Here is a 25,801-nt window from a genome sequence, read left to right as displayed (position 1 = left end):
CTATAATCCGCGCCCCGTACATGCCGCCGCCGTACTCCCCATGTCCCTGCAGAACCCCAAGGTGGGCTTCGTCAGCCTCGGCTGCCCGAAGGCCCTGGTCGACTCCGAACGCATCCTTACCCAGCTCCGTGTGGAGGGATACGACATCGTGCCGACCTATGACGCAGCCGACGTGGTGGTGGTGAACACCTGCGGCTTCATCGACTCCGCCGTAGCCGAATCGCTCGACGCCATCGGCGAGGCGATGAACCAGAACGGCAAGGTCATCGTCACCGGTTGCCTGGGCAAGCGCCCGGAGCAGATCCGCGAGCAGTACCCCGATGTGCTGGCGATCAGCGGCCCGCAGGACTACCAGAGCGTCATGGAAGCACTGCATGCGGCGCTGCCGCCGAAGCACGATCCGTTCGTCGACCTGGTGCCGGACTACGGCATCAAGCTGACGCCGCGGCACTACGCCTACCTGAAGATCTCCGAAGGCTGCAACCACCGCTGCAGTTTCTGCATCATTCCGTCGATGCGCGGCGACCTGGTGTCGCGTCCCGTCGACGATGTGCTGCGCGAAGCCGAGCGCCTGGTGCGAGGCGGGGTGAAGGAACTGCTGGTGGTGTCGCAGGACACCTCCGCGTACGGCGTCGACGTGAAGTACGCCGAGCGCGAGTGGCGCGGCAAGGCGTACCAGACGCGCATGAAGGCACTGTGCGAAGGACTGGGCGAACTCGATGCCTGGGTACGCCTGCACTACGTCTATCCCTATCCGCACGTGGACGACGTTGTCCCGCTGATGGCCGAAGGCAAGGTGCTGCCGTACCTGGACATCCCGTTCCAGCATGCCAGCCCGCGCATCCTCAAGCTGATGAAGCGCCCCGGCGCCGTCGACAAGACGCTGGAGCGGGTGAAGCGCTGGCGTTCCATCTGCCCCGACATCACCCTGCGCTCGACGTTCATCGTTGGCTTCCCGGGGGAAACGGACCAGGAATTCGAGGAACTGCTGCAGTTCCTCGACGAAGCGCAATTGGATCGCGTCGGCGCATTCGCCTATTCACCGGTCGAAGGCGCCGCCGCGAACCTGCTGCCGGATCCGGTGCCGGAAGAAGTCAAGCAGGAGCGCCTGGCGCGTTTCATGGAGAAGCAGGCGGAGATCTCCGCCGCCCGTCTCGAGGCCAAGATCGGCACCGTGCAGCAGTGCCTGGTCGACCTGATCGAAGACGACATCGCCGTGGCGCGCTCGAAGGCCGATGCGCCGGAGATCGACGGCCTGGTGCACATCCAGAATGGCGGCGAGCTGGGTTTGCGCGTCGGCCAGTTCGTCGACGTCGAGATCACCGAGAGCGACGAACACGACCTGATCGGTGATGCCATCGCCGGAACGGCGGGCACGCCGCTCGATCTCAAGGTGCTGTGACCGCGCCAGCGACAGGAGCACACGCGGGCAATGGCCGGCGTCGTTTTGTCGCGCCCTTGCGTGAGCAGGTGGATGCCGCGTGTTTCCGGCATCCCTTGTTCGGCGGATATGGCGAGCACCTGGACCTGATGACGGCCACACGATGGCCGGATACCGAAGCCCTCAATGCGCGGATGCCGCCGTCGGGGCATCGCTTCGTGATGCAGGACGCGACCCTGCTCGCCGACGGGCTGCACTACGAAGCACGCATCGCACAAGGGCGCATCGCAACGCGCGCAGAGAACTGGCACGACCTGTTCAATGCCATGGTCTGGATGCGCCACCGAGCCCTCAAGCACGCCCTCAACCAGCAGCAGTGCCGACATATCGCACGAATGGGGACACGTGAGCGCAGTCCTGCCCAGCAGGCGCTGACCCAGTTCGATGAAGCCGGTGTCATCGTGCAGGTGCGTGACCCGGTGCTGCTGGATCTGTGGGACCGACACGACTGGGCGGCGCTGTTCCATGCGGATGCCGGGCGCTGGCGCAGCGGCGACATCGTGGTGGCTGCCGTGGTGGGGCATGCGCTGATGGAGCAGATGCTGGTGCCGGGGCGCCTGCTGGTCGGCAAGTGCCTGGTGGTGCTGGGCGATCCGGTCGACGGTGTCGCGCGCGTGGCCGATGCGATTTCAGCCGGTGCGATCCTCGTCACTCCGGCGGACCTGCGGCCCCTGCCGTTGGCCGGCATCCCGGGATGGCACTCGGACCAGAGTGAAACGTTCTATGCGCAGGGCGACTACTTCCGGCCGTTGCGGAATGGTCGCGTCTACCCGCGACCGCTGTGAAGATCAGCCCGGGTAGCTGACATCCACCAGCACGAAGTAGGTGATGCCGCCGGGTAGCTCCACGGCGAACTCGTCATCGACACGCTTCTTCAGCAGTGCGCGTGCCAGTGGCGAGTCGATGCTGATCCAGCCGAGGGTTGCGTCGGTCTCGTCGGGTCCGACGATGCGGTAGCGCGAGACTTCGCCGCTGGCGAGGTTCTCCAGCTCGATGGTGGCGCCGAAAAACACGGCTTCCGGGTCGCTGGGTGCGGTGTCGACCACGCGCAGCGCTTCCAGCCGCTTGCTCAGATAGCGCACGCGACGGTCGATCTCGCCGAGCTGCTTCTTCCGGTACGTGTACTCCGCATTCTCCGAGCGGTCCCCCTCGGCGGCGGCGGCGGCGAGCGCCTTAACCACTTCAGGGCGCCTGACGCGCCATAGATCGTCCAGCTCTGCCTTCAGGCGGTCGTGGCCCTCACGGGTGATCAGGGCGGTGCTTTTCTCGCCCGGCGGGCGCCAGCGCGACACGTCAGCGATCCCCGGCGGTGTCCGCGCGCCGCAGCGTGCGCCCGCGCGGATCGTCGACCGGTTCGATGCAGCTGCCTGCGGTCAGCGCCAGCAGGTCGTCGTCATGGATCGCGAATTCCTGCGCCGGCTGATCACCGTCCGGCGTGAGCTGCACGCAGGTGCCGTTCCAGGTCACCGACCAGCGGCCGGCGTGTGTCGGCGCAGCCTGCAGGTCGTCCTGGCAATGCGCCTGCAGGGTGTAGCGTCCGTCGGCGCGCAGGTCCAGCAGCACGTTCTGCATCACGCAACCGGTGGACGGCAGGCTGCCGAAGAACGGACCGGCGAAGGTCGCCGGTGTCGGGTTGGCGGCCGAAGCCGCCAGCGACAGGGCGATGCCCGGCATGACGAAAAACCACTTCATGCGCATGCGATCAGCGTCGCCCGCCGAAGATGCTGCCCAGGATGCCGCGCACGATCTGGTTGCCCAGCTTGGTGCCGATGGTGCGGGTGGTCTGTTTGGCCATCGTCTCGATCATGCCCTGGCGGCGCTTGGTGCCGAACACCGCATCCTTTACTGTCTGGCCGAAGCCGCCGGCATCCGGGTCGTCCTTCTCGGTCTTCGCGGCGGGCGCATTCGCGGTTTCCATCGCCGATTCCGCACGCTTGGCCAGCATCTCGGCAGCGGATTCGCGATCGATGGCGGTGTCGTACTTGCCGCCCACCGGACTGCCGTTGCGCACCTGCTGCCGCTCGCTCTCGTTGATCGCCCCCATGCGGCAGCGGGGTGGCGACACCATCGTCTGCTGCACCGGTGCCGGAATCCCCTTGTCCTGCAGCGTGGACACCAGCGCTTCGCCGGTGCCCAGCTTGGAGATGGCCTGGGCCACGTCCAGCTTCGGGTTCGGCACGAATGTTTCCGCCGCCGTCTTGACCGCCTTCTGGTCGCGCGGGGTGAAGGCACGCAATGCATGCTGCACGCGGTTGCCCAGCTGGCCCAGGATGTTGTCCGGCACGTCGTCGGGGAACTGCGAGCAGAAGTACACGCCCACGCCCTTCGAGCGGATCAGGCGCACGACCTGCTCGATGCGCTGCTGCAGGGCAGCGGGTGCATCGTCGAACAGCAGGTGCGCTTCGTCGAAGACGAATACCAGCTTGGGCTTGTCCAGGTCGCCGACTTCCGGCAGCGTCTCGAACAGCTCCGACAGCAGCCACAGCAGGAAGCTGGAATACAGGCGCGGCTTCAGGATCAGCTGGTCCGCGGCCAGGATGCCGATCACGCCGCGGCCGTCGGTGTTCGTTCGCATCAGGTCGGCCAGTTCCAGCGCCGGCTCGCCGAAGAACATCTCGCCGCCTTCCTGTTCCAGCCGAAGCAGGGCGCGCTGGATGGCACCCACCGACTGTGTGCTGACCAGGCCGTAACTGGTGGAGATGTCCTTGCGCTCGGCGGCAACCAGGCCCAGCAGTGCACGCAGGTCTTCCAGGTCGAGCAGCAACAGGCCGCGGTCGTCGGCCAGTTTGAACACGATGTCCAGCACGCCGCTCTGGGTATCGTTCAGTTCCAGGATGCGCGAGAGCAGCGTGGGACCCATCTCGCTGACCGTGGTGCGGACAGGGTGGCCCAGCTTGCCGTACAGATCCCAGAAAATGACCGGGTTAGCGCCGGGGGTGTAGTCGGCGATGCCGATGTCCGTCGCGCGCTGCATGACACGCTCGCTGCCGTCGCCGGCAGCGGCCAGGCCGGCCACATCGCCCTTCACGTCGGCCATGAACACGGGTACACCCATGCGCGAGAAGCCCTCGGCCAGCGTCATCAGCGTGACCGTCTTGCCCGTGCCCGTCGCGCCGGCCACCAGACCGTGCCGGTTGCCGAACTTCGGTTGCAGCGTGACCGGAATGTCGTCCGTGACGCCCTTGCCCAGCAGGATGGGATCCATGTTCAACCTCGCGTGATGATGCCCGGATTCTAGCGGCTGGATGCTGCATCGGGGGAAACGTTCCATGACGTACGACCTTGCCCGGGGTGCACGGCGGGGGCTACCCTCCCGACTCACACTCTGGATGCTCACCTGATGTCGTTTGCGGTTCCTTCCTGTCTGCGCTATTGGCCCGTTGCGGCCGCCCTTTCCCTGCTGCTGGTCTCGCCTGTTTCACTGGCCCAACGGGTGTCCGCGCGTGACCGCGCTGCCGCCGACGCGCTTGAACAACGCATGGCGGCCGCGGAAAAACGTTACCGCGATGGCCTGGTGCTGGTGGCCAACAGCGATCCGCGTGGCGCCAGCGAGAGTGACGCGGCGCTGGAGGACATGGAGGATGTGCTGGATGCCTGCATCAAGCAGCGCGGCTGCCAGGTGCCCACCTTGCTGGCAACGTACAAGCGCCTGCTCAAGGGCAATGCCGATGCGCAGGGTGAAGATGATGCAAGCGAGGGCGAAGCGATCGATGCGCTGGACGACGGCACCGACCACGCCATTCCGGCGGGCACGCCGGTGCCGGAGACGGCCCGCACCACGGCGTTGCTCAACGACCAGCGGCACGCGTTCGATCGCATGGTGGAGTACAACCCGGCGGTCCAGGCCGGCATCCGCCGCTGGCTGACCGACATGCGCCCGGCGTTGATCGACAGCTACGAGAATTACCAGAACATGCGTTCGGACCTGTATCCCGCGTGGGAGCGCAGTGGCCTGCCGGAAGCCTTGCTGTTCGGCATCATGGCCAAGGAGTCGAACGGCCGCGTGCATTCGACTTCGCGCGCGGGCGCGGCGGGCCCGATGCAGTTCATGTTCCACACCGGTGCTCGCTTCGGACTCGGCCGCGATGCGAGCGGCTTCGATACGCGCTACGACCCGTATGCGTCCGGCCAGGCCAGTGCGGAATACATGAACGAGCGCATGCGCGGCCTCAACAACAACATCGAACTGGCGCTCGCGGCCTACAACGGCGGTGAAGGCCGGGCGGCCCGCGTCTATCGCGAGAACAGCGGCCTGGGTTTCTGGGACGACGTGGTCTACAGCCAGTTCCCCGGCGAGACGCGCGACTACGTGCCGATGGTGATCGCGGCGGCGTGGCTGTTCCTGCACCCGCGCCAGTACGGCCTCGAGTTCCCGAAGGTCAACGCGCAGCCGGCACCGCTCAAGCTGGCGCGCGACGCATCCATCTACGAACTGACCATCTGCCTGGGCAACGGCGGCACGCGCGAGGGTTACATGCGCACGCTACGCAACCTCAATCCGCGCTACCAGCCGGAAAGCTGGATCCCGGCCGGCACCACGTTGAAGGCCAATACGCGCATCGTCGGCCTCTACAACCGTCATTGCGTCAGCGGCCCGCGCGCCGAACTGGCTCGCACGCTGGTCAATGCGGATCCCGCCGCCGCGATCCGGCGCACGCGGCTGACAGGCAGCGTTGCGGTGGGCGACGTGACGCCGGTGGCGGGCGTACCGACCACGGTCGCCACCGGTGAACCCAAGCCGGCGGAACCCAAGAAAGAGCAGGCGCGCGAGTACCGCGTCGCCAAGGGCGATACGCTGGGCCGGATCTCTCAGCGCTTCCAGTGCGATCTCAAGAAACTGGCGCGCGCCAACAACCTGAAAGCACCGTCGTATGCGGTGCGGCCGGGGCAGGAATTGACGCTGGAGAGTTGCAGGAAGTAATCCCGGGTTCCGATGACCATGGCAGCAAGCGATACCCATTCGGGTGTCGGCGAAGCATCGCGTCGTGTATCTCGCGGATTGTCTGTTCCCGTGCATGCGTCTTTCGTGTCACTGCTCCTTCCCAGGGCGTAAACGCCTGTACGTAAATGGATGAACCGATCGCGACAGCGTGCGGGTGCCACGTGGCGCCTGTGAAATGTGCGCCTGCGCGCATTCGCGGGTGAGGGGCAGGAGTACACATGCACTGCTGACTCGTCAGCGCACCCTTCACATGGAGATAGTCATGTCTATCAAGACGTTCCTGCTTTCGTCTGCATGCGCGGCTGCATTGGTGCTCGGGTTCTCATTCACGTCGAAAGCAGACGATCCGTGTACCGAATGCTGGCTGGCATGCGATCAGTCCTACAGGATCTGCATGCAGGGCGGGCAATACACGCCCGCCCAGTGTCGTACCAGCCTGAACACATGCCGCTTCATCACCTGCGGTAACTGCGAAGTCCCCTGATCCGGCAGCGACACGCCGCGGGGATGGCCCCGCGGCGTAGGGAGGTGCATGTGAAAATGAAAAAGATGCTTCCACTCGCGGTGGTCGCGGCGGCCCTTCTGGTGGGACTGGGTGCGGGGCGCGTCTACAGCGCCCACAAACTTGCGAAATCGAACGATCTCGTGGTCACGCGTGGCGATTACGATCTCTATCTCGTGCGCCCTGGCCAGGTCGCGTTCTATTCCCTGCAAGCCTGTGGCGGCTGCGAAAAGACACGCCGATTGCTGCGGGAGTTGGGGGTGGACTACGTGGAGCGGCCTGCCGACACGTCGATGGTGCATCGCCAGGAACTGCACCGGCTCGATGCGAAGCGCGTCCCTGTCATCGTGACGGCGGGCTACAAGCTGGAGGGGTATGGCCGGGACAGGACGATCGCGCTGCTTGAAGAGCAGGGATACCTTCGCTCCGGGAATCGTTGACGAAGCCGACGGATGTCCGACGTCCTGCGGCGAGGCAGCGATTAGCAGGCGTGCGTCGCAACACGGTCGGCGTCCGCCATCAGGCGATCAGACGTGCCAGCGCCTGTCCAAGACGCACGGGCGATTCCGCCTTCAGATTCGGCGCCAGTTCCGCCACCCCCGGCGGCAACAGCACGATCACCGTCGAGCCGTAATTGAACCGCGCCATCTCGGCGAAGCGCTCCAGCGTGACGCCCTTGCCGCGGTAGTCCTTGCGGGTGATGGCCGTGCCGTAGGCGGGGATTTCCTCGCCGCTCCACACGGTTTCCACGCCGGAGACCAGCAGCGCGCCGACCATCACCGACACCATCGGACCGAAATCGGTGTCGAAATGGCAGACCAGGCGCTCGTTGCGCGCGAACAGGCGCGGCACGTTCGCCACTGCATCGGTGCCCACGCTGAAGAGGCGGCCGGGCACGTGCACGGTTTCGCGCAGCGTGCCGGTCCACGGCATGTGCACGCGGTGGTAGTCGCGCGGCGACAGGTAGACCGTGGCGAACAGGCCGTTGCGGAACGGTTCCGCGGCCGCCGCATCGCCGAGCAGTTCGGCGGCGGTGAACGACTGGCCCTTGGCCTGGAAGATGCGGCCGTCCTCGATGGGACCGCACTGGCTGATATGGCCGTCGGCCGGCATCAGCAGCGCGCGCGGATCGGCGTCGGCGACGCGCACACCGGGCTTCAGCGCGCGGGTGAAGAAGGCGTTGAAGCTGGGATACGCCTTGGGATCGGGCTCGGCGGCTTCGCCCAGGTCGACGTTGAACTTCCGCGTGACCGTGTCGATCAGCCACTGCTTGGTGCCGGGCGACGTCGAATACGCCAGTCGGCGCGCCAGCGACGACAGCAGGCGGTGCGGCAGGACGTAGGTCAGCGAGGTCAGCAGGCTCATTTCGCCGACGCCTCGGTCAGCGCACGCATGTCCGCGGCGATCGCCTTCGGCTGGAACGGCGGGCGGATCAGGCCGGCCAGGCGTCCCTGCGGGTCCAGCACGCCGATCGCGGAGGAGTGGTCCATGCTGTAGTCGTTCGGGTTCTGCTCGAACCCGTCACCGGGCACTTTCATGAAGACGAAGCCCAGCGACTTGGCGAAGTTCTCCAGCGTCGGGACATCCGCCGTCGCGGCCATCGTGTCGGGATGGAAGGCATGCGCGTACTCGCCGATGCGGGTGGGCGTGTCGCGTTCCGGGTCCACGGAGACGAACAGCACGCGCGGGCGGGTGGAGTCGGGCAGGTCCTTCCACTGGGCCTGGGCCTGGGCCAGTTCGGCCAGCGTGGTCGGGCAGACATCCGGGCAGAAGGTGAAGCCCAGGAATACCAGCGTCCAATGGCCTTTCAGCTCGCCGTCGGCCAGCTGGGTGCCGTCGGATTGGCGCAGCGAAAAGGGTGGCAGCGGGCGCGCCTGCGGGAACAGGGTCACCGTCTGCGTGGCCGGCCATTGCGTGGCCGGCGTGACGGGGCCGAAGAACTTCTGTGCGGCCAGCAGGCCCAAGCCGGCGGCGAGCGCCAGGACGAGGATGAGGCCGATCTTCTTGTTGAACATGCAGTGGGATTCCCACGAGGAGGAGGGCACGGCCGGCGGGCCGGAGCCGCATGGGCGCGGCATGAAGGCCGCCATGATACCGGGGCAGCCCCTATAATCGGCGGCCTTCGCCGTCCCGGCGTCTTCACAAGCCTTGCCATGACCGCCGACGTCGCCGCAGAACTGCATACGATCATCGACCTGATCCGCTACGGCGCCAGCCGTTTCAACGCCGCCGGCCTGACCTTCGGCCACAGCTACGACAATGCGCTGGACGAAGCCTCGCACCTGGTGCTGCACACCCTGCACCTGCCACCCGATCTCGGCCCGGCCTATGGCCAGGCACGGCTGACGACGGCGGAGAAAGCGAAGATCCTGGGGCTGTTCGAGCGCCGCGTGGATGAGCGCGTTCCGGTGGCCTACCTGACCGGCGAAGCCTGGTTCGCGGGCCTGAGCTTCAAGAGCGATGCGCGCGCACTGGTGCCGCGTTCACCGATCGCCGAGCTGATCGAATCGGGCTTCGAGCCCTGGCTGGGCGGCCGCGAAGTGAACCGCGCGCTGGACCTGTGCACGGGCTCGGGCTGCATCGCCATCGCGATGGGCCACTACAACCCGGACTGGCAGGTCGACGGCGTCGACATCAGCGACGACGCGCTTGCGCTGTCGGCCGAGAACAAGGCGCGCCTGCATGCCGACAACGTGCACTTCATCAAGTCCGACCTGTTCGGCGGCCTGACCGGCCGCCACTACGACCTGATCGTCACCAATCCGCCTTACGTCACCAACGACGAGACCGACGCGCTGCCGAAGGAATACTCCTACGAGCCGGAACTCGGCCTGCGGGCAGGCGACGACGGCCTGGACCTGGTGCTGAAGATCCTGCGCGATGCGCCGCTGCACCTCAGCCAGGACGGCCTGCTGATCTGCGAAGTGGGCGAGTCCGAGCGTGCGCTGGTGAAGCTGCTGCCCGACGTCGAGTTCGCCTGGATCGAATTCAAGGTGGGGCAGATGGGCATCTTCGCCGTCGAATGCGCCGAGCTGATCCGCCACAACGCCCGCATCACCCAACTCGCCGCCGCTCGAAAATAAGGCGGTGCGCACGATGTCGGCAGCGGTTGCGCCTGCAACCGTCGCGGCCGGCATTGGCGCACTGCACAATAGGGCGGCCGGCGTGCGATGCTTCGACGCCCGGCACGGATGGTTCCACAGCGGAGCGGCGCTTGAGCAGCAACAGTTTCGGAAAACTCCTCACGGTCACCACGTTCGGCGAATCGCACGGGCCGGCGATCGGCTGCGTGGTCGACGGCTGCCCGCCGGGGCTCGAGATTGCGCCGGAGGAATTCCGCCACGACCTGGAGCGCCGCGCCACCGGCAAGTCGCGGCACACCTCCGCGCGCCGCGAGGCCGATGAGGTCGAGATTCTCAGCGGCGTCTACGAAGGCCGCACCACCGGCACGCCGATCGCGCTGCTGATCCGCAACACCGACCAGCGCAGCAAGGACTACGCGGACATCGCGCGGCAGTTCCGTCCCGGCCATGCCGACTACACCTACTGGCAGAAGTACGGCATCCGCGACCCGCGCGGTGGCGGGCGCTCGTCCGCGCGCGAAACCACCATGCGCGTGGCCGCCGGCGTGATCGCCAAGAAGTGGCTGCTGCAGCGGTACGGCGTGATGGTGCGCGGTTACCTGTCGCAACTCGGGCCGATCATCCCCGACGGTTTCGACTGGAGCGCGGTGGAAGACAATCCGTTCTTCTGGCCGCATGCCGCGCAGGTGCCGGCGCTGGAAACCTACATGGACGCGCTGCGCAAGTCGGGCGATTCCATCGGCGCACGCGTCAATGTCGTCGCCGATGGCGTGCCGGCCGGCTGGGGCGAGCCGATCTACGGCAAGCTCGACGGCGATCTCGCCGCTGCGCTGATGAGCATCAACGCCGTGAAGGGCGTGGAGATCGGCGACGGCTTCGCGGCGGTCACCCAGAAGGGCACCGAGCATCGCGATCTGATGACGCCGGCGGGCTTCCTGTCCAACCATGCGGGCGGCATTCTCGGCGGCATATCGACCGGCCAGCAGGTAACGGCCTCGATCGTGTTGAAGCCCACCTCCAGCCTGCGCCTGCCCGGCGCCACGGTGGACGTGGACGGCAGTACCGTGGACGTCATCACCACCGGCCGCCATGACCCGTGCGTCGGCATCCGCGCCACGCCGATCGCCGAGGCGATGATGGCGCTGGTGCTGATGGACCAGGCGCTGCGCCACCGCGCGCAATGCGGCGATGTGGGCGACGTGCCGCCGCACGTTCCCGGCACCGTCGATGGCTGAGCCGCGGCCGCGCGTCTGGGTGTCGCAGCCGCTGTTCGACGATATCGTCGGACGGCTTGCCGCACACTTCGACGTGCGTTCGACGGCGGAAGTCACCGAGTACACGCCGCAGGCCATCGCCGCGGCATTGCGCGACAGCGCGGGTGCGCTGGTGACGCTGAACGAACGCATCGGCCTCCGGGAAATCGCCGATGCGCCGCAATTGCGCGCCATCGCCAACGTCGGCGTGGGCTACAACAACCTTGACGTCGATGCGCTGACACGGGCGGGCATCGTCGCGACCAATACCCCGGAGGTGTTGACCGAGACCACCGCCGACTTCGGTTTCGCGCTGTTGATGGCGACCGCGCGACGCATCACCGAGGCCGAGCGCTGGCTGCGTGACGGGCAGTGGCAGCAGTGGTCGTTCCGTACGCTGCTCGGCGCCGACCTGCATGGCAGCACACTGGGCATCGTGGGCATGGGACGCATCGGGCAGGGCATCGCACGGCGCGCGCGTGGCTTCGACATGCGCGTGCTGTACCACAACCGCAGTCGCCTGCCGCAGGCGATCGAGCAGGAGTGTGGCGCGGCCTACGCCGGCTTCGACGACCTGCTCGCACGGGCCGATCACGTGATGCTGGTGTTGCCGTACTCGCCGCAGGCACATCATCTGGTCGACGCGTCGGCGCTGGCGAAGATGAAGCCGACGGCCACGCTGGTGAACATCGCGCGTGGCGGCATCGTCGATGAGGTGGCACTGGCCGACGCGCTGGCCAGCGGCCGGCTGGCCGCCGCAGGGCTGGATGTCTACGAAGGCGAACCGGCCGTGCGCCCGGAGCTGCTGGCGTTGCGCAACGTGGTGCTGACCCCGCACATCGCCAGCGCCAGCCTGGCCACGCGCCGTGCCATGGTCTCGCTGGCGGTGGACAATCTGATCGCCGCGCTCGGTGAAGGCCCGGATGCGGGCAATCCGCCGACGCCGGTCAATCTGGATGCGCTGGCCATTGCCGGCACCACCAAAACCACCATCGCCAAACGACAGGGAGCCTGAGGCACGCCCGCAGGTTCCCCGAACACAGCCAACACGTGTCTGCTGTCTTCATTCCTTTCTTCGCGAAAACCCATCCATGAGCAACCAGAACCGAACCTTCAACGTCGCCGTTGTGGGCGCCACCGGCGCCGTCGGCGAAACCATGTTGTCCATCCTGGCCGAACGCAGCTTCCCCGTCGGCAAGCTCGTCGCACTGGCCTCCGAGCGCTCCGCCGGCAGCACCGTCGAGTTCAACGGCGAGAAGATCACCGTGCAGGACCTGGCCACCTTCGATCCCGCCGGCATCGACATCGCGCTGTTCTCCGCAGGCGGCGGCATTTCCAAGGAGTTCGCGCCGAAGTTCGCCGCGGCAGGCGCCGTCGTCATCGACAACTCCTCGGCGTTCCGCTACGACGCCGACATCCCGCTGGTCGTCAGCGAGGTGAATCCGGAGCAGGTGCAGAACCGCCCGCGCGGCATCATCGCCAACCCGAACTGCTCGACCATGCAGATGCTGGTGGCACTGGCCCCGATCCATCGCAAGTACGGGATCGAGCGCATCAACGTGGCGACCTACCAGTCGGTGTCCGGTGCTGGCCGTTCCGCGCTGGAAGAGCTTGGCCGCCAGACCGGCGCGCTGCTCAACTTCCAGGACCCGGATCCGCAGCGCTTCCCGGTGCAGATCGCCTTCAACCTGATCCCGCATATCGATGATTTCCTCGACAACGGCTTCACCAAGGAGGAGATGAAGCTGGTGTGGGAGACGCGCAAGATCCTCGGCGACGACAGCATCCTGGTGAATCCCACGGCGGTGCGTGTGCCGGTGTTCTACGGGCACTCCGAAGCCGTGGCCATCGAGACCCGCGACAAGATCACCGCCGCCGAGGCGCGCGCGCTGCTGGAAGCCGCCCCGGGCATCGAAGTCGTCGATGACCGCGCCCCGGGCGGCTATCCCACGCCCGTCACCCACGCCTCCGGCACCGATGCCGTCTACGTGGGCCGCATCCGCGAGGACATCTCGCATCCGCGCGGGCTGAACCTGTGGATCGTGTCCGACAACATCCGCAAGGGCGCGGCCCTGAATGCCGTGCAGGTGGCGGAACTGGTGGCGAAAAACGGCTGAGCGGCTATAGTCGTGGCCGGGAAACATGGGGAAGGGCCGTGAAACCGAAGCACAGACCTCGGGCGGCAAGACTCCTGCTGGCCGGCATGATCGGGCTGGGGCTTGCGTTGCTGAGCAACGTGGCCCTCGCGCTCGGCCTGGGGGAGATCAAGGTCAAATCGCAGCCCGGACAGCCTCTGCTGGCCGAGATTCCGATCATTTCCAGCGAGCCCGGCGAGCTGGAACAGCTGAGCGCGCGCCTGGCGTCGCCGGTGACATTCGAGCGCGTGGGCCTGCCGCGGCCACAGGGCCTGGTCAATGAACTGGATTTCACCGTCGCGCTGGATGATGCGGGGCGCCCCGTGGTCCGCGTCACCAGCCGCACGCCGGTCGATGTGCCGGCAGTCAACTTCCTGATCGAGGTCGATTGGGGACAGGGCCGGCTGGTACGCGAATACTCCGCGCTCGTGAGTGCGCCAGGAACGCTGGCGGCTGCCGAGCAGCCGGTGATCGACGCGCCTCTGGCGGCGCCCTCGGACACCATCAGCCGAGCGGTCGAGCCGGTCGTCGTGGCGACGCCGGAACCTCCACCCGTGGCGCAACCGGCTCCCGAGGCGCCGGTGCGTGCAGCGCCGGAGCCCGTGGCCACCGCCGCACCCGCGCCGCAGGTTTCCCCGGGCGATACGCTGGCGCCGGTGCGCCGGGGCCAATCGCTGTCGCAGATCGCGGCGCCACTGGCGCGCGAGCAGGGCTACACCCTGGACCAGGCGATGGTGGCACTGCTGCGCGCCAATCCCGACGCCTTCATCAATGGCAACGTCAACCTGCTCAAGCAGGGCGCGGTGCTGCGCGTGCCGGAAACGGCCGAGGCACAGACGATCCTGGAAAGCGAAGCGGCGGCGCTGGTGCGCAGCCAGATCGCCGAGTGGCGGCGCGCGCGCGCGCCGATCCCGCAGCCCGCGGCCGTGGTCGAACCGATGGCGCCTGCTCCGGCGTCTGCTTCGCCCGCGCCCCAGGTGGCGGAAGCACGCCTGGAAATTGCGCCCGCAGCGACGGGCACGTCGGGTTCTGGAACGCAGTCCGGCCTCAACGCCGGTGGTGAGGGCGAGATGTTGGCGAACGAGCAGTTGCAGCAATCGAAGGAAGACCTGGCCGCGCGCGAAGCGGAAGTGCAGGAACTGCGTTCGCAGGTCGCGGACCTGGAGAAACTCAAGGCACAGCAGGAAAAACTGCTGGCCATGAAGGACAGCGATCTTGCCGCCGCCCAGCAGCGGTTGGCGCAGAGCAATGGCAGTGATGGCGGCGTACCGGTGTGGGCGTGGGCGGGCTTCGGCTTGCTGTTCGCAGGCGCGCTGGCATGGGGCTTCGCACAGCGTCGCAAGCGTCTGTCGCCAGCGCCGGCACCGCGCAGCGGCGTGTTCGGCGAGACACCGGCCGTCAGCCGCGCCGCCGAACTCGCGGCGGGAATGCCGACGGCTCCGGTGGAGGACCCCGCGCCCAGCCCGACGCTGCAACCCGTGATCGTGCCGGCGGCTGCGCCGTCCAGGCCGGCGGCGAAGCCGGCACCGGTCGCGGCCGGTCCCACGTGGCATTCCGGCGGTGCGCTCGCCGCCGTCGCGACGCCTGCCCCGGCACCCGTGGGCCGCGAGCGGCTGGAACTGGCGGTGGCCTACCTGGACCTGGGCGATGTGGTCACGGCGCGCGACCTGTTGAACGAAGTCGCCGCCGGTGGCGACACCGCCGCCCGCGATGAAGCGCTGCAGTTGCTGCGCGAGATCGGATGACCGGGTGATGCGCTGATGCGTTACGCGCTGGGCGTCGAATACGACGGCGGCGGATTCCTGGGCTGGCAGCGGCTGAGCAAGTCCGGCACGCCGGACGACACCACCACCATCCAGGCGGCGCTGGAGGGCGCACTGTCGTCGGTGGCCAATGCCCAGGTGAACACCATCTGCGCCGGCCGCACCGACGCGGGCGTGCATGCGCAATGCCAGGTGGTGCATTTCGACAGCGATGCCGCGCGCGACCCGCGAGGCTGGCTGCTCGGTACGACGGCGCGGCTTCCGCCTGCGGTGTGTGTGCGCTGGTGCCAGCCGGTGGCGGAGGACTTCCACGCACGTTTTTCCGCACGCGCGCGCCGCTACCGCTATACGCTCGTGAACCGGTTGGCGCGCCCCGCGCTGGAACGCCAGTACCTCAGCTGGGAACGGATGCCGCTGGACGACGGCGCGATGCATCGTGCCGCGCAGGTACTGCTGGGTGAAAACGACTTCAGCGCGTTCCGTACCGTCCACTGCCAGTCCCCGCATGCAATGCGCAACCTGCATGCGATTTCGGTCACGCGCCATGGCGAGCGTGTCGTGGTCGAGGTACAGGCCAATGCCTTCCTGCACCACATGGTGCGCAACATCGTCGGCTCCTTGCTGGTGGTGGGGCGTGGCGAACGGCCCGAAGGCTGGATCGCCGAACTGCTGGCCGGGCGCGACCGCACGGTGGCCGGCCCGACGGCGCCTCCGGATGGGCTGGTCTTCGTCAGTCCGCTGTATCCGCCCCAGTGGAAGATGCCTGCGGAAGTGACGTTGCAGGACGTACCGGGCAGCTCCGCCAGCACGCTGTAGCAGTGCCCTTCCGCGCGACGCTGGTGTGCCGGATCGCGGAAAGCGCCGCACCCGGGTGTGCCCCACGGGGCCTGCCGAAAGCGGCTACGCTTCTCCCTCGCCTGATCGCCTGCGCCCACCATGCATACCCGCATCAAGTTCTGTGGCCTCACCCGCGCCGAGGATGTCCGCCTCGCCATCGAACTGGGCGTGGACTACCTGGGGCTGGTGTTCGCGCCACGCAGCCCGCGCCACCTGCTGCTGGGCCAGGCGCGCATGCTGCGCGAGCTGGTGCCTGACGAGATCGCGGTCGTTGCCCTGGTGATGGACAACCCACGGGGTGAAGTGGAGCAGATCGTCGAGTCGCTGCAACCGGACGTGTTGCAGTTCCACGGTGCCGAGGACGATGCCTTCGCCGTGTCGTTTGGTCTGCCTTTCTGGAAGGCGATCGCGATGGGCAGGCAGGGCGATGGCGCTTTCGCAACCCTCGCGGCGTTTCCCGGCGCGCAGGGGTTCCTGTTCGACGGTCATGCCGCGGGGGAGCAGGGCGGCAGTGGCCAGCGCTTCGACTGGCGGCGCATGCCGGTCGCCACCGACAAGCCGTTCCTGCTGGCGGGCGGCCTGTCGCCGGAGAACGTGGGGCTGGCGTTGCGCACGGCACGTCCCTGGGGCGTGGATGTGTCCAGCGGCATCGAAGCGAGCCCCGGCATCAAGGACGCCGACAGGATGCGGCGCTTCGTCGACGCGGTGCGCGTGGCGGACGCCCGGCCTTCGCCGTAGGCGCTAGGCGAGTTCCGCGCGCAGCCAGTCGGCCAGCGCTGCGATGCGGAGATCAGGATTGCCGCGTGCGCTGCACAGCGCCCACTCGCCCCCGGTGTCGACGAAACCCCAGGGCGCCACCAGGCGGCCGCTGTCGAGATCGGACTGCACCAGTTCGCGTGGCGCGATAGCGACGCCCAGGCCCGCGATGGCGGCCTCCAGCAGGTAGGTGAGGTGGTCGAAGCCGGTGCCCAGGCGCGGCGGGTCAGGCAGTTGCCGGGAGGCGAACCAGTGCGGCCACGCCTGCGGTCGCGAAACGGTATGCAGCAGGGGCTCGTCCCGCAATGCCGATGGCAGAGCATCACGCAGCGCCGCGAAGCGCGCGTGGTGGGGGCTGAGCACGGGGCCGATCTGTTCGGGCGCCAGCGTCCGCACCTGCCATGCCGAAGGCCATGGCGCCTCGCCCAGCAGCAGGGCCGCGTCCAGGCCGGCCGTGGCCAGATCGATCCCGCCTTCCTGTGCGGACAGGTGCAGCGTCAGGTCCGGCAGGTCGGTCGCCAGCCGTTCCAGCCGGGGGATCACCCAGCGCGCAAGCAGGCTGCCGGGACAGCCCAGCACCAACGCGGCCGGCCTTCGTTCGCGCTGCAACGCGCCCCAGCCGGCCTGCAGGCTGGTGAATGCGTCGCCGGCCAGGTCGCGCAGGCGCTGCCCATCGGCAGTCAGCGCGAGGCCTCGCCCTTCACGGACGAACAGCGGCCGGCCCAGCGCATCCTCCAGTGTGCGGATATGGCGACTGATCGCGCCGTGGGTGACATGCAGTTCGCCCGCCGCCCGGCTGAGGCTGCCCAGGCGGGCGGCGACCTCGAAGGCTCGCAGGGCGTTGAGGGGTGGCAGGGAACGTGACATTGCGTGAGTTTAAGTCACGGATCGATGATATTTCATCGTTTTTCCGTTGATGACCTGTGCGCTAGAGTGACAGCCCGTGAAGACTGTCCTGCCGCCCATGCCTGCTCCCGCCGACTACCACGCTTACCCTGATGCCGCCGGCCATTTCGGTCGCCACGGAGGCCGCTTCGTCGCCGAGACCCTGATGGGGCCGCTGCAGGAGCTGGCGGCCGCCTATGACGCCGCGCGGATCGATCCGGCCTTCATCGCTGCCTTCGACAAGGACCTCAAGCACTACGTCGGCCGCCCCAGTCCGATCTACCACGCCGAGCGCCTGAGCCGGGAAGTGGGCGGCGCGCAGATCCTGCTCAAGCGCGAAGACCTGAACCACACCGGCGCGCACAAGATCAACAACACCATCGGCCAGGCCCTGCTGGCCAGCCGGATGGGCAAGAAGCGGATCATCGCCGAGACCGGTGCCGGCCAGCATGGCGTGGCCAGCGCCACCGTCGCCACGCGGCTGGGCCTGGAATGCGTGGTCTACATGGGCGCGACCGACATCGAGCGCCAGAAGATCAACGTCTACCGGATGAAGCTGCTCGGCGCGACCGTGGTGCCGGTGACCAGCGGCTCGGCCACGCTGAAGGACGCGTTGAACGAGGCGATGCGCGACTGGGTGACCAACGTGCACGACACCTTCTACATCATCGGCACCGTCGCCGGCCCGGACCCGTATCCGCGCATGGTGCGCGACTTCAATGCGGTCGTCGGCCGCGAGGCGAGGGTGCAGATGCTGGCCGACTACGGCCGCCTGCCGGACGCGATCACCGCCTGCGTGGGCGGCGGCAGCAACGCGATCGGCCTGTTCCATGCCTTCCTCAATGATCCCGGCGTGCGCATCGTCGGTGCGGAAGCGGCTGGCGACGGCATCGAGACCGGTCGCCATGCGTCCTCTTTGTCGGCAGGGCGCATCGGCGTGCTGCATGGCAACCGCACCTACGTGATCTGCGACGACGACGGGCAGATCATCGAAACGCACTCCATCTCCGCCGGCCTGGATTACCCGGGCGTCGGGCCGGAGCACGCCTTCCTGAAGGACAGCGGGCGCGCGGAGTACGTCGGTGTCACCGACGATGAAGCGCTCGCCGCGTTCCATCGCCTGACCCGCACCGAGGGCATCCTGCCCGCGCTGGAATCCAGCCACGCCGTCGCGCAGGCGATCAAGCTGGCACGCGATCTGCCGAAGGACCAGCTGGTGCTGTGCAACCTGTCCGGCCGCGGCGACAAGGACGTACACACCATCGCGGCGCGCGAAGGCATCAACCTGTAACCCTGCAGGAGGGGCTTCAGCCCCGACCGTGGACTCCGAAAGCGGTCGGGCTGAAGCCTCTCCTGCAACGGCCGACCCATCCAGCACCGTGAGCACGTCATGCCCCGTTTCGAACATAAATTCGCCGAGTTGAAGGTCGCCAACCGCAAGGCCCTGGTGCCCTTCATCACCGCTGGCGACCCCTCGCTGGAATCGACCGTGCCGGTGATGCATGCGCTGGTGGCTGCCGGTGCCGACGTGATCGAGCTGGGCGTGCCGTTCTCCGACCCGATGGCCGACGGTCCGGTCATCCAGCGCAGCTCGGAGCGCGCGCTGGCGCGTGGGGCCGGCCTGCGCTACGTGCTGGAGGCGGTGGAGGTGTTCCGCCAGCAGGACGATGCCACACCCATCGTGCTGATGGGCTACCTGAATCCGGTCGAGATCCATGGCCCGGCGCGTTTCGCGCGGGAGGCCGTCGCTGCGGGCGTGGATGGCGTGCTGCTGGTCGACCTGCCGCCGGAAGAAGCCGGCGAGACGCGCGCCATCTTCGACGAGCATGGCCTGGCACTGATCGCACTGGCGTCGCCGACCACCTCGCCGGAACGCCTGCGGATGCTGTGCGATACCGCGCAGGGCTACCTGTATTACGTCAGCTTTGCCGGCGTCACGGGCGCGTCCGACCGCCTGGACATCGGCGCGGCGGGCGGGCGCCTGAAGCAGCTGCGGGTGGACTCCCGTGTGCCGGTGGTGGCCGGCTTCGGCATCAAGGACGCGGCCAGTGCAGCCGCGATGGCTGCCGATGCAGACGGCGTGGTGGTCGGCAGCGCGCTGGTCGCGGCGTTGGCCGAAGCGGGCGCGGACGCACCGGCCCGGGCCTCCGCCTTCCTGGCCCCGCTGCGCGCGGCAATGGACGGCTGAAGCACCGTACGGCTGTGCATGGACGACTGAGCTAAACTGCCGCGCTAATCCATCAGGCCCCTCCCGGGGCAGGCAGCAAGACCACGCATGAGCTGGCTCAGCAAACTGATGCCGTCGGGCATCCGCACCGAAGGCAACGCAGGCAAGAGCAAACGCAGCGTCCCCGAGGGCCTGTGGGAAAAATGCGACCGCTGCGGCGCGGTGCTGTACCGCCCGGAGCTGGAAGAGAACCTGGAGGTCTGCCCGAAGTGCAGCTTCCACATGCCGATCCGCGCCCGCGCCCGCATGGCGGCGTTGTTCGACCCGGGCAGCACGCGCGAGATCGGCGCGGCACTGGGCCCGACCGATGTGTTGAAGTTCAAGGACCAGAAGAAGTACGCCGACCGCATCAAGGCCGCGCAGAAGAGCACCGGCGAGCGCGATGCGCTGATCACCCTGCAGGGCACACTGAAGGGCCGTGACCTGGTCGCCAGCGCGTTCGACTTCGCCTACATGGGCGGCTCGATGGGCTCGGTGGTCGGCGAGCGTTTTTCCCTCGGCGCCGAGAAGGCGCTGGAGATCGGCTCGCCGTTCGTGTGCTTCTCCGCCAGCGGCGGCGCGCGCATGCAGGAAAGCCTGTTCTCGCTGATGCAGATGGCCAAGACCTCCGCCGCGCTCGGCCGCCTTCGCGAGGCCGGCCTGCCGTACATCTCGGTGATGACGCACCCCACCACGGGTGGCGTGTCGGCCAGCTTCGCCATGCTGGGCGACATCAACCTGGCTGAGCCCGAAGCACTGATCGGCTTCGCCGGCCCGCGCGTGATCGAGCAGACCGTGCGCGAGACGTTGCCGGAGGGTTTCCAGCGTTCGGAGTTCCTGGTGGCGCACGGCGCCATCGACCAGATCTGCGACCGCCGCGAGCTCCGTGACCGCCTGGCCGACCTGCTGGCGTTGATGATGCGACAGCCCAAGCCCGAACAAAGCGACCTGGTGACCGCATGAGCCGCAAATATTTCGGCACCGATGGCATCCGTGGCCGCGTGGGCACCAGCCCGATCTCCGCCGACTTCGTGCTGCGCCTGGGCAACGCGCTGGGCCGCGTGCTGTGCCAGAACGCCGGCGATGCGCGTCCGGTGGTGGTGATCGGCAAGGACACGCGCATTTCAGGCTACATGTTCGAAGCGGCGCTGGAAGCCGGCCTGGTCGCCGCCGGCGCCGACGTGCAGTTGATGGGCCCGATGCCCACGCCTGCGGTCGCCTTCCTGACCCGCACGCTCGGTGCCGACGCCGGCATCGTGATCAGCGCGTCGCACAACCCGCACTACGACAACGGCATCAAGTTCTTCTCGGCCGAAGGCGAGAAGCTGGATGACGCCACCGAACTGGCCATCGAAGCCGCGCTGGATGCGCCGTTCTTCACCGCCGAATCCGAGAAGCTCGGCAAGGCGATCCGCACCCGTGATGCGGTCGGTCGCTACATGGAATTCTGCAAGGCCAGCGTGCCGCGCCGTTTCGACCTGAAGGGACTGAAGCTGGTGCTGGACTGCGCGCATGGCGCGACGTACCACATCGCACCGCTGCTGTTCCGCGAACTGGGGGCCGACGTCATCACCATCGGCGCCGAGCCGAACGGCGTCAACATCAATGACGGCGTGGGCTCCATGCACATCGACAGCCTGGCCGCGAAGGTGCGCGAGTCCGGTGCCCATCTGGGCATCGCCTTCGATGGCGACGGCGATCGGGTGCTGATGGCCGACGGGCAGGGCGCGCCGGTCGACGGCGACCAGCTGATCTATCTGCTGGCGCGTGACTGGCAGGCGAGCGGGCGGTTGCGTGGCCCGGTGGTCGGTACGCTGATGACCAACTACGGCCTGGAACGCGCGCTGGCCAAGCTCGAGATTCCCTTCGTCCGCACCAAGGTCGGCGACCGCTACGTGCACCAGGCACTGGTGGAAGGCAATGCGGTTCTCGGCGGTGAAGCATCAGGCCATCTGCTGTGCCTGGACCGCACCACCACCGGCGACGCCATCATCGCCGCGCTGCAGGTGCTGGAAGCCCTGAGGCGTCGCAAGGTCTCGCTGCGTGATGCGCTCGATGGCCTCGCGATGCTGCCGCAGAAGACCATCAACGTGAAGCTGGCCAACGGCGCCAAACCCACCGAGGCCGCGAGTGTGCAGGCCGCGCTCGCGCAGGCGCAGGCGGCGGTGTCGGGCCGCGGCCGGGCATTCCTGCGCCCTTCCGGCACCGAGCCGGTGGTGCGCGTGACGGTCGAGGCCGATGACGACGCGCTGGTGAAGGACACGCTGGAAACCCTGGCCGAGGCCGTGCGGGCTGCCGCCGCCGCTTGAGCCTGATCAATGAACACCTGGCGCGGGAACGCTTCAATGGCGTTCCCGCGCAACACACCTGTTGGAGCAGAACCGCATGAGTGCCCGCATCCCCACCCTGGACATCACCCGTTTCGACACCGACCGCGAGGCCTTCGTGGCCGAGTTGGGCGCGGCCTACCGCGAATGGGGGTTTGCCGGCATCCGCAACCATGGCATCCCGCAGGCGCAGATCGATGCGGCCTACGACGTGTTCAAGCGTTTCTTCGCAATGCCCGACGAGGCAAAGAAGCAGTATCACGTGGCGGGCGGTGGCGGTGCGCGCGGCTACACGCCGTTCGGCGTGGAGACCGCGAAGGACTCCAAGCATTTCGACCTCAAGGAGTTCTGGCACATCGGTCGCGAGATTCCCGACGATTCGAAGTACCGCGACGTCATGCCGCCGAACCTGTGGCCGGACGAAGTGCCCGGCTTCCGTGAGCACGGCTATGGCCTGTACCAGGCGCTGGACCAGTTGGGTTCGCGCGTGCTGTCGGCGCTGGCGTTGCACATCGGCCTGCCGGAAACCTACTTCGCCGACAAGACGGATTCCGGCAACTCGATCCTGCGCCCCATCCACTACCCGCCGATCACCGCCGACGACATCCCGAACGTGCGTGCCGGCGCGCACGAGGACATCAACCTGATCACGCTGCTGGTGGGTGCCAGCGCCGCGGGCCTGGAAGTGAAGTCGAAGCAGGGCGAGTGGGTGCCGTTCACCTCCGACGCCGACACCATCGTGGTCAACATCGGCGACATGCTGCAGCGCCTGACCAACCACGTATACCCGTCGACCACGCACCGCGTGACCAACCCGCCGGGCGAACAGGCCCGCCAGCCGCGCTATTCGGTACCGTTCTTCCTGCACCCGAATCCGGACTTCCTGATCGACGTGTTGCCGTCCACGGTCACGCCGGACAATCCGAAGCGCTATCCCGAGCCGATCACGGCACAGGGTTATCTGGAAGAGCGCCTGCGCGAGATCAAGCTCAAGTAGGGGCGCCGCGCAGGCACGAAGCGTCGCGGGGATGGCCCGCTCCCGCAGATCGCCAGGCGCCCTGCGAGCGCCTTGGGCTGGTCGCTCAGTCCAGCGGTCGCACCTTGCGGGAGTTGCGCGCCATCAGCCCCATCGCCCACCGGTGCGGCAGGAGCTTCGCGATCGCGTGCAGCAACCGGTAGCGCCATCCCGGCACCACCAGTACCGCGCCACGTTCATTGCCGTCGATGCCGGCCCGCGCCACGTCGGCCGCTTGCAGCCACATCGTCGGTGACACGCGCATGCGTGCGCGGGTGCCGGTGACATCGTGGAACTCGGAATAGGTGAAGCCCGGGCACAATGCGGTCACCTTGACGCCGCGCTCGGCATTCTCCAGCGCCAGCGCTTCGCTGAACTTCACCAGGAAGCTCTTGGCCGGCGCATACAGCGTCTGCCCGTCGGCGGCCGGCATCAGGGCGGCGAACGAGGCGACATTGAGGATGCGGCCCTCGCCGGAGGCCCGGATCGACGGCAGCAGGCGCCACGTCAGTTCGCAGACTGCGGTCACCATCACCTGCAGGAATGCCGCGTGATCGGACCAGTCGCTGCTGCGATAGCGTCCCGGCAGGCCATACCCGGCGTTGTTGACCAGGATGCGGACCCTCACCCCGCGCTGCTCCAGTTCGCTGGCCAGCGCGGCAGGCGCCGCAGGGTCGGCCAGGTCGGCGGCCACCACTTCCACGGGCACCTGCGCCTGTAGCTCCTCCGCCAGCGCCTGCAGCCGTTCTGCACGCCGGGCCGTCAACACCAGCGGGACGCCACGGCGGGCATATTCGCGCGCAATCTGCTCGCCGATGCCGCTGGAGGCGCCGGTGACCAGTGCATAGCCGGGGGACAGGGCAGGGGAGGCATCTGGCATGGGCGGATCCTGATCGGGAGGGGCGGGTCGGCGAGCACGATAACGTGGCGGGTAGGTGCGACGACAAACATCCGCTAGACTGCGCGGCCCCGAACTGGACAGGAATTGGTCTTATGCGCCGCAAGCTCGTGGCTGGGAACTGGAAGCTCCACGGCAATCGCGGTTTCGCCACCGCGCTGATGGATGAGTTGGTCGCCGGCCCCCCGCTGGACGGCGTGGACCTGCTGGTCCTGCCACCGTTGCCCTACCTGGGCGAGCTGATCGAAGACTACGGCCACCGGGGTATCGCGTTCGGCGCGCAGGACGTCAGCAGCAACGAGAAGGGCGCATACACCGGCGAGGTGTCGGCCTCCATGCTGGTCGACGTGGGCGCGCGGTACGGCCTGGTGGGTCATTCAGAGCGCCGCCAGTACCACAACGAGAGCAGCGAGTTCGTGGCGCGCAAGTTCGTCGCGGCCAAGCACGCCGGCTTGATCCCCGTGCTCTGCGTGGGCGAGACCGAGCAGCAGCGCAAGGACGGCCAGACCGAGTTCCGGATCCTCAAGCAGCTGGAAGCCGTGTTCGACCTTGCCGGACCGCAGGCCTTCGCCGATGCGGTGATCTCCTACGAGCCCGTCTGGGCCATCGGCACCGGCCTGACCGCCACGCCGGAGCAGGCGCAGGCCGTCCATGCCTTCATCCGTGGCGAAGTGGCCGCACGCGATGCTAGAATCGCCGATTCGCTGACCCTCCTGTACGGAGGCAGCGTGAAGCCCGACAACGCCGCGGAACTGTTTTCGCAGCCCGATGTCGATGGAGGGCTGGTGGGCGGTGCTTCACTGGTCGCCCGGGATTTCCTGGCCATCGCGCAGGCGGCGGCCGGTCGGGGGTAGCCCCTGGCAAGACCGGACCCTCGCGGGCCGGACGACTCAACCGGTTGAGACTGATTCCGATGCAGTGGATGTTGATCCTGAATGTGGTTTACGTGCTGGTGGCCATCGCCATCATCGCGCTGGTGCTGATGCAGCGTGGCTCGGGTGCCCAGGCCGGTTCCGGCTTCGGCGGGGGCGCTTCAGGCACGGTGTTCGGCGCGCGCGGCGCGTCCAACTTCCTGTCCAAGAGCACCAAGTGGCTTGCCATCGTGTTCTTCGGGATCAGTCTGTTCATGGCGTGGTACGCCACGCACAGCGCGCGTCCGACCACGCAGCAGAATCTCGGCGTGATGTCGCAGCTGCCGGCGGCACCCGCTGCTCCCGCGGGCGAACTGCCGAAGCCGTCGACCGTGCCCAGCACGCCGATCCAGCAGGCTCCCGCGCCGGCCGGCACCGTGCCTGCCGCACCGCAGGATGCAGTGCCCGCAGGCGAACAGGCGCCGGCGACACCGCCGCAGGGCGGCTGAGCCCGGCTACAATGGCGGGGTGCGCGAAGCGCTGCGCAAAGGTTTGATTGCCCAGGTGGCGGAATTGGTAGACGCACTACCTTGAGGTGGTAGCGACGAAAGTCGTAGGGGTTCGAGTCCCCTCTTGGGCACCAATACAGCGGGTCGGCATGAATGCCGTTCCCGCAACGAAAAACCCGCCATCCGGCGGGTTTTTTCTTTTGTCGACAAGCGCGATATGCGCGGGTAATCGTTTACTAGCGAGTTCACGAACCGTTACAATCCCGGCGATTCATCGGGCGCCCGGTACGTGTTGCGGAAGGGCTCCCGCGGAAGGTGGGCCCGGGCGGCGTCGCCAAAGGGTCGGTCGCGGCGCACACCGTGGCCGGGCGGGCGGTGCAAGCCCCATTCATGCCGAG

At 67.7% G+C, this 25,801-nt stretch carries 25 protein-coding genes and 1 tRNA gene; 19 read left to right on the top strand and 7 right to left on the bottom strand.

Annotated features, from left to right (window positions below; all coding sequences use genetic code 11):
* Window positions 1-40 precede the first annotated feature (40 nt).
* Together rimO and WBN46_RS07695 are read left to right on the top strand one after the other, a co-directional pair.
* The gene (gene rimO, locus WBN46_RS07700; protein WP_337731035.1) at window positions 41-1,402 is read left to right on the top strand and encodes a 30S ribosomal protein S12 methylthiotransferase RimO; all 1,362 of its coding nucleotides are present in this window, start codon (window positions 41-43) and stop codon (window positions 1,400-1,402) included.
* Entirely contained in the window at window positions 1,399-2,226 is an 828-nt protein-coding gene (locus WBN46_RS07695; RefSeq protein WP_337731034.1) for a DUF3025 domain-containing protein, read from the top strand. The genes rimO and WBN46_RS07695 overlap by 4 nt, the downstream gene beginning before the upstream one ends.
* A gap of 3 nt (window positions 2,227-2,229) precedes the next feature.
* Here the strand turns inward: WBN46_RS07695 and greB are convergent, their stop codons facing one another.
* Genes greB through WBN46_RS07680 form a run of 3 tightly spaced genes read right to left on the bottom strand, consistent with a single transcriptional unit; the run spans window position 2,230 to window position 4,646 of the window.
* Complete coding sequence (greB, locus tag WBN46_RS07690; RefSeq protein WP_337731033.1) at window positions 2,230-2,733, bottom strand: transcription elongation factor GreB; 504 nt, start codon at window positions 2,731-2,733, stop codon at window positions 2,230-2,232.
* A gap of 1 nt (window position 2,734) precedes the next feature.
* A complete protein-coding gene (locus tag WBN46_RS07685; protein WP_337731032.1) occupies window positions 2,735-3,133 on the bottom strand; it encodes a copper resistance protein NlpE N-terminal domain-containing protein in 399 nt (132 codons plus the stop codon).
* 10 nt (window positions 3,134-3,143) lie between these two features.
* A complete protein-coding gene (locus tag WBN46_RS07680) occupies window positions 3,144-4,646 on the bottom strand; it encodes a helicase HerA-like domain-containing protein (protein WP_337731031.1) in 1,503 nt (500 codons plus the stop codon).
* A gap of 135 nt (window positions 4,647-4,781) precedes the next feature.
* On the opposite strand from WBN46_RS07680, the gene WBN46_RS07675 reads away from it, so the two are divergent.
* Window positions 4,782-6,362, top strand: coding sequence for a transglycosylase SLT domain-containing protein (locus tag WBN46_RS07675; RefSeq protein WP_337731030.1), 1,581 nt, complete (start codon window positions 4,782-4,784; stop codon window positions 6,360-6,362).
* 561 nt (window positions 6,363-6,923) lie between these two features.
* On the top strand, window positions 6,924-7,325 hold the full coding sequence (locus WBN46_RS07670) for a glutaredoxin family protein (RefSeq protein ID WP_337731029.1): 402 nt from the start codon (window positions 6,924-6,926) through the stop codon (window positions 7,323-7,325).
* A gap of 79 nt (window positions 7,326-7,404) precedes the next feature.
* Here WBN46_RS07670 and asd read toward each other — a convergent pair whose 3' ends face one another.
* Both asd and WBN46_RS07660 read right to left on the bottom strand, forming a co-directional pair.
* Window positions 7,405-8,250 carry an archaetidylserine decarboxylase gene (gene asd, locus WBN46_RS07665; protein ID WP_337731028.1) on the bottom strand — a complete coding sequence of 282 codons (846 nt, stop codon included), beginning with the start codon at window positions 8,248-8,250 and terminating at the stop codon, window positions 7,405-7,407.
* A complete protein-coding gene (locus tag WBN46_RS07660; RefSeq protein WP_337731027.1) occupies window positions 8,247-8,900 on the bottom strand; it encodes an SCO family protein in 654 nt (217 codons plus the stop codon). Before WBN46_RS07660 ends, asd begins: the two co-directional genes overlap by 4 nt.
* A 138-nt stretch (window positions 8,901-9,038) precedes the next feature.
* Here WBN46_RS07660 and prmB point away from each other — a divergent pair, with 138 nt between their 5' ends.
* From prmB to WBN46_RS07625, 7 genes are all read left to right on the top strand, one after another.
* Window positions 9,039-9,968, top strand: a complete 930-nt coding sequence (gene prmB, locus WBN46_RS07655) for a 50S ribosomal protein L3 N(5)-glutamine methyltransferase (RefSeq protein ID WP_337731026.1) — start codon at window positions 9,039-9,041, stop codon at window positions 9,966-9,968.
* A gap of 131 nt (window positions 9,969-10,099) precedes the next feature.
* Entirely contained in the window at window positions 10,100-11,203 is a 1,104-nt protein-coding gene (gene aroC / locus WBN46_RS07650; protein ID WP_337731025.1) for a chorismate synthase, read from the top strand.
* Window positions 11,196-12,236, top strand: a complete 1,041-nt coding sequence (locus WBN46_RS07645) for a D-glycerate dehydrogenase (protein ID WP_337731024.1) — start codon at window positions 11,196-11,198, stop codon at window positions 12,234-12,236. The genes aroC and WBN46_RS07645 overlap by 8 nt, the downstream gene beginning before the upstream one ends.
* Window positions 12,237-12,312: 76 nt before the next feature.
* The gene (locus tag WBN46_RS07640) at window positions 12,313-13,338 is read left to right on the top strand and encodes an aspartate-semialdehyde dehydrogenase (RefSeq protein WP_337731023.1); all 1,026 of its coding nucleotides are present in this window, start codon (window positions 12,313-12,315) and stop codon (window positions 13,336-13,338) included.
* Between the two features lie 86 nt (window positions 13,339-13,424).
* Complete coding sequence (locus tag WBN46_RS07635; protein ID WP_337731022.1) at window positions 13,425-15,101, top strand: FimV/HubP family polar landmark protein; 1,677 nt, start codon at window positions 13,425-13,427, stop codon at window positions 15,099-15,101.
* A gap of 15 nt (window positions 15,102-15,116) precedes the next feature.
* Entirely contained in the window at window positions 15,117-15,935 is an 819-nt protein-coding gene (truA, locus tag WBN46_RS07630; RefSeq protein WP_337731021.1) for a tRNA pseudouridine(38-40) synthase TruA, read from the top strand.
* A gap of 120 nt (window positions 15,936-16,055) precedes the next feature.
* Entirely contained in the window at window positions 16,056-16,694 is a 639-nt protein-coding gene (locus WBN46_RS07625) for a phosphoribosylanthranilate isomerase (RefSeq protein WP_337731020.1), read from the top strand.
* Window positions 16,695-16,697: 3 nt separating this feature from the next.
* On the opposite strand, the gene WBN46_RS07620 is transcribed toward WBN46_RS07625, so the two are convergent.
* Window positions 16,698-17,579 (bottom strand): LysR family transcriptional regulator, encoded by an 882-nt coding sequence (locus tag WBN46_RS07620; RefSeq protein WP_337731019.1) that lies wholly within the window; start codon window positions 17,577-17,579, stop codon window positions 16,698-16,700.
* 97 nt (window positions 17,580-17,676) lie between these two features.
* On the opposite strand from WBN46_RS07620, the gene trpB reads away from it, so the two are divergent.
* From trpB to WBN46_RS07595, 5 genes are all read left to right on the top strand, one after another.
* A complete protein-coding gene (gene trpB, locus WBN46_RS07615) occupies window positions 17,677-18,888 on the top strand; it encodes a tryptophan synthase subunit beta (RefSeq protein ID WP_337731891.1) in 1,212 nt (403 codons plus the stop codon).
* A 99-nt stretch (window positions 18,889-18,987) separates the two neighbouring features.
* Window positions 18,988-19,785 (top strand): tryptophan synthase subunit alpha, encoded by a 798-nt coding sequence (gene trpA, locus WBN46_RS07610; protein ID WP_337731018.1) that lies wholly within the window; start codon window positions 18,988-18,990, stop codon window positions 19,783-19,785.
* Window positions 19,786-19,872: 87 nt separating this feature from the next.
* Window positions 19,873-20,766: an acetyl-CoA carboxylase, carboxyltransferase subunit beta gene (accD, locus tag WBN46_RS07605; protein WP_192201423.1), complete on the top strand. Its 894-nt coding sequence runs from the start codon at window positions 19,873-19,875 to the stop codon at window positions 20,764-20,766.
* The gene (gene glmM, locus WBN46_RS07600) at window positions 20,763-22,112 is read left to right on the top strand and encodes a phosphoglucosamine mutase (protein WP_337731017.1); all 1,350 of its coding nucleotides are present in this window, start codon (window positions 20,763-20,765) and stop codon (window positions 22,110-22,112) included. Before accD ends, glmM begins: the two co-directional genes overlap by 4 nt.
* Window positions 22,113-22,188: 76 nt before the next feature.
* On the top strand, window positions 22,189-23,127 hold the full coding sequence (locus WBN46_RS07595; RefSeq protein ID WP_337731016.1) for a 2-oxoglutarate and iron-dependent oxygenase domain-containing protein: 939 nt from the start codon (window positions 22,189-22,191) through the stop codon (window positions 23,125-23,127).
* Window positions 23,128-23,212: 85 nt separating this feature from the next.
* On the opposite strand, the gene WBN46_RS07590 is transcribed toward WBN46_RS07595, so the two are convergent.
* A complete protein-coding gene (locus WBN46_RS07590; RefSeq protein ID WP_337731015.1) occupies window positions 23,213-24,025 on the bottom strand; it encodes an SDR family NAD(P)-dependent oxidoreductase in 813 nt (270 codons plus the stop codon).
* 113 nt (window positions 24,026-24,138) lie between these two features.
* Here WBN46_RS07590 and tpiA point away from each other — a divergent pair, with 113 nt between their 5' ends.
* The 3 genes from tpiA to WBN46_RS07575 all read left to right on the top strand — a co-directional run bounded on the left by tpiA (window position 24,139) and on the right by WBN46_RS07575 (window position 25,537).
* Window positions 24,139-24,897, top strand: a complete 759-nt coding sequence (tpiA, locus tag WBN46_RS07585) for a triose-phosphate isomerase (RefSeq protein WP_337731014.1) — start codon at window positions 24,139-24,141, stop codon at window positions 24,895-24,897.
* Between the two features lie 68 nt (window positions 24,898-24,965).
* The gene (gene secG / locus WBN46_RS07580) at window positions 24,966-25,403 is read left to right on the top strand and encodes a preprotein translocase subunit SecG (RefSeq protein WP_192201418.1); all 438 of its coding nucleotides are present in this window, start codon (window positions 24,966-24,968) and stop codon (window positions 25,401-25,403) included.
* 49 nt (window positions 25,404-25,452) lie between these two features.
* A tRNA-Leu gene (locus WBN46_RS07575) sits at window positions 25,453-25,537 on the top strand.
* Window positions 25,538-25,801 lie beyond the last annotated feature (264 nt).

The sequence above is a fragment of the Pseudoxanthomonas sp. CCNWLW251 genome (genome assembly GCF_037402255.1).
Taxonomy (GTDB): Bacteria; Pseudomonadota; Gammaproteobacteria; order Xanthomonadales; family Xanthomonadaceae; genus Pseudoxanthomonas_A.
This window is presented reverse-complemented; position numbering and strand designations above follow the sequence as displayed.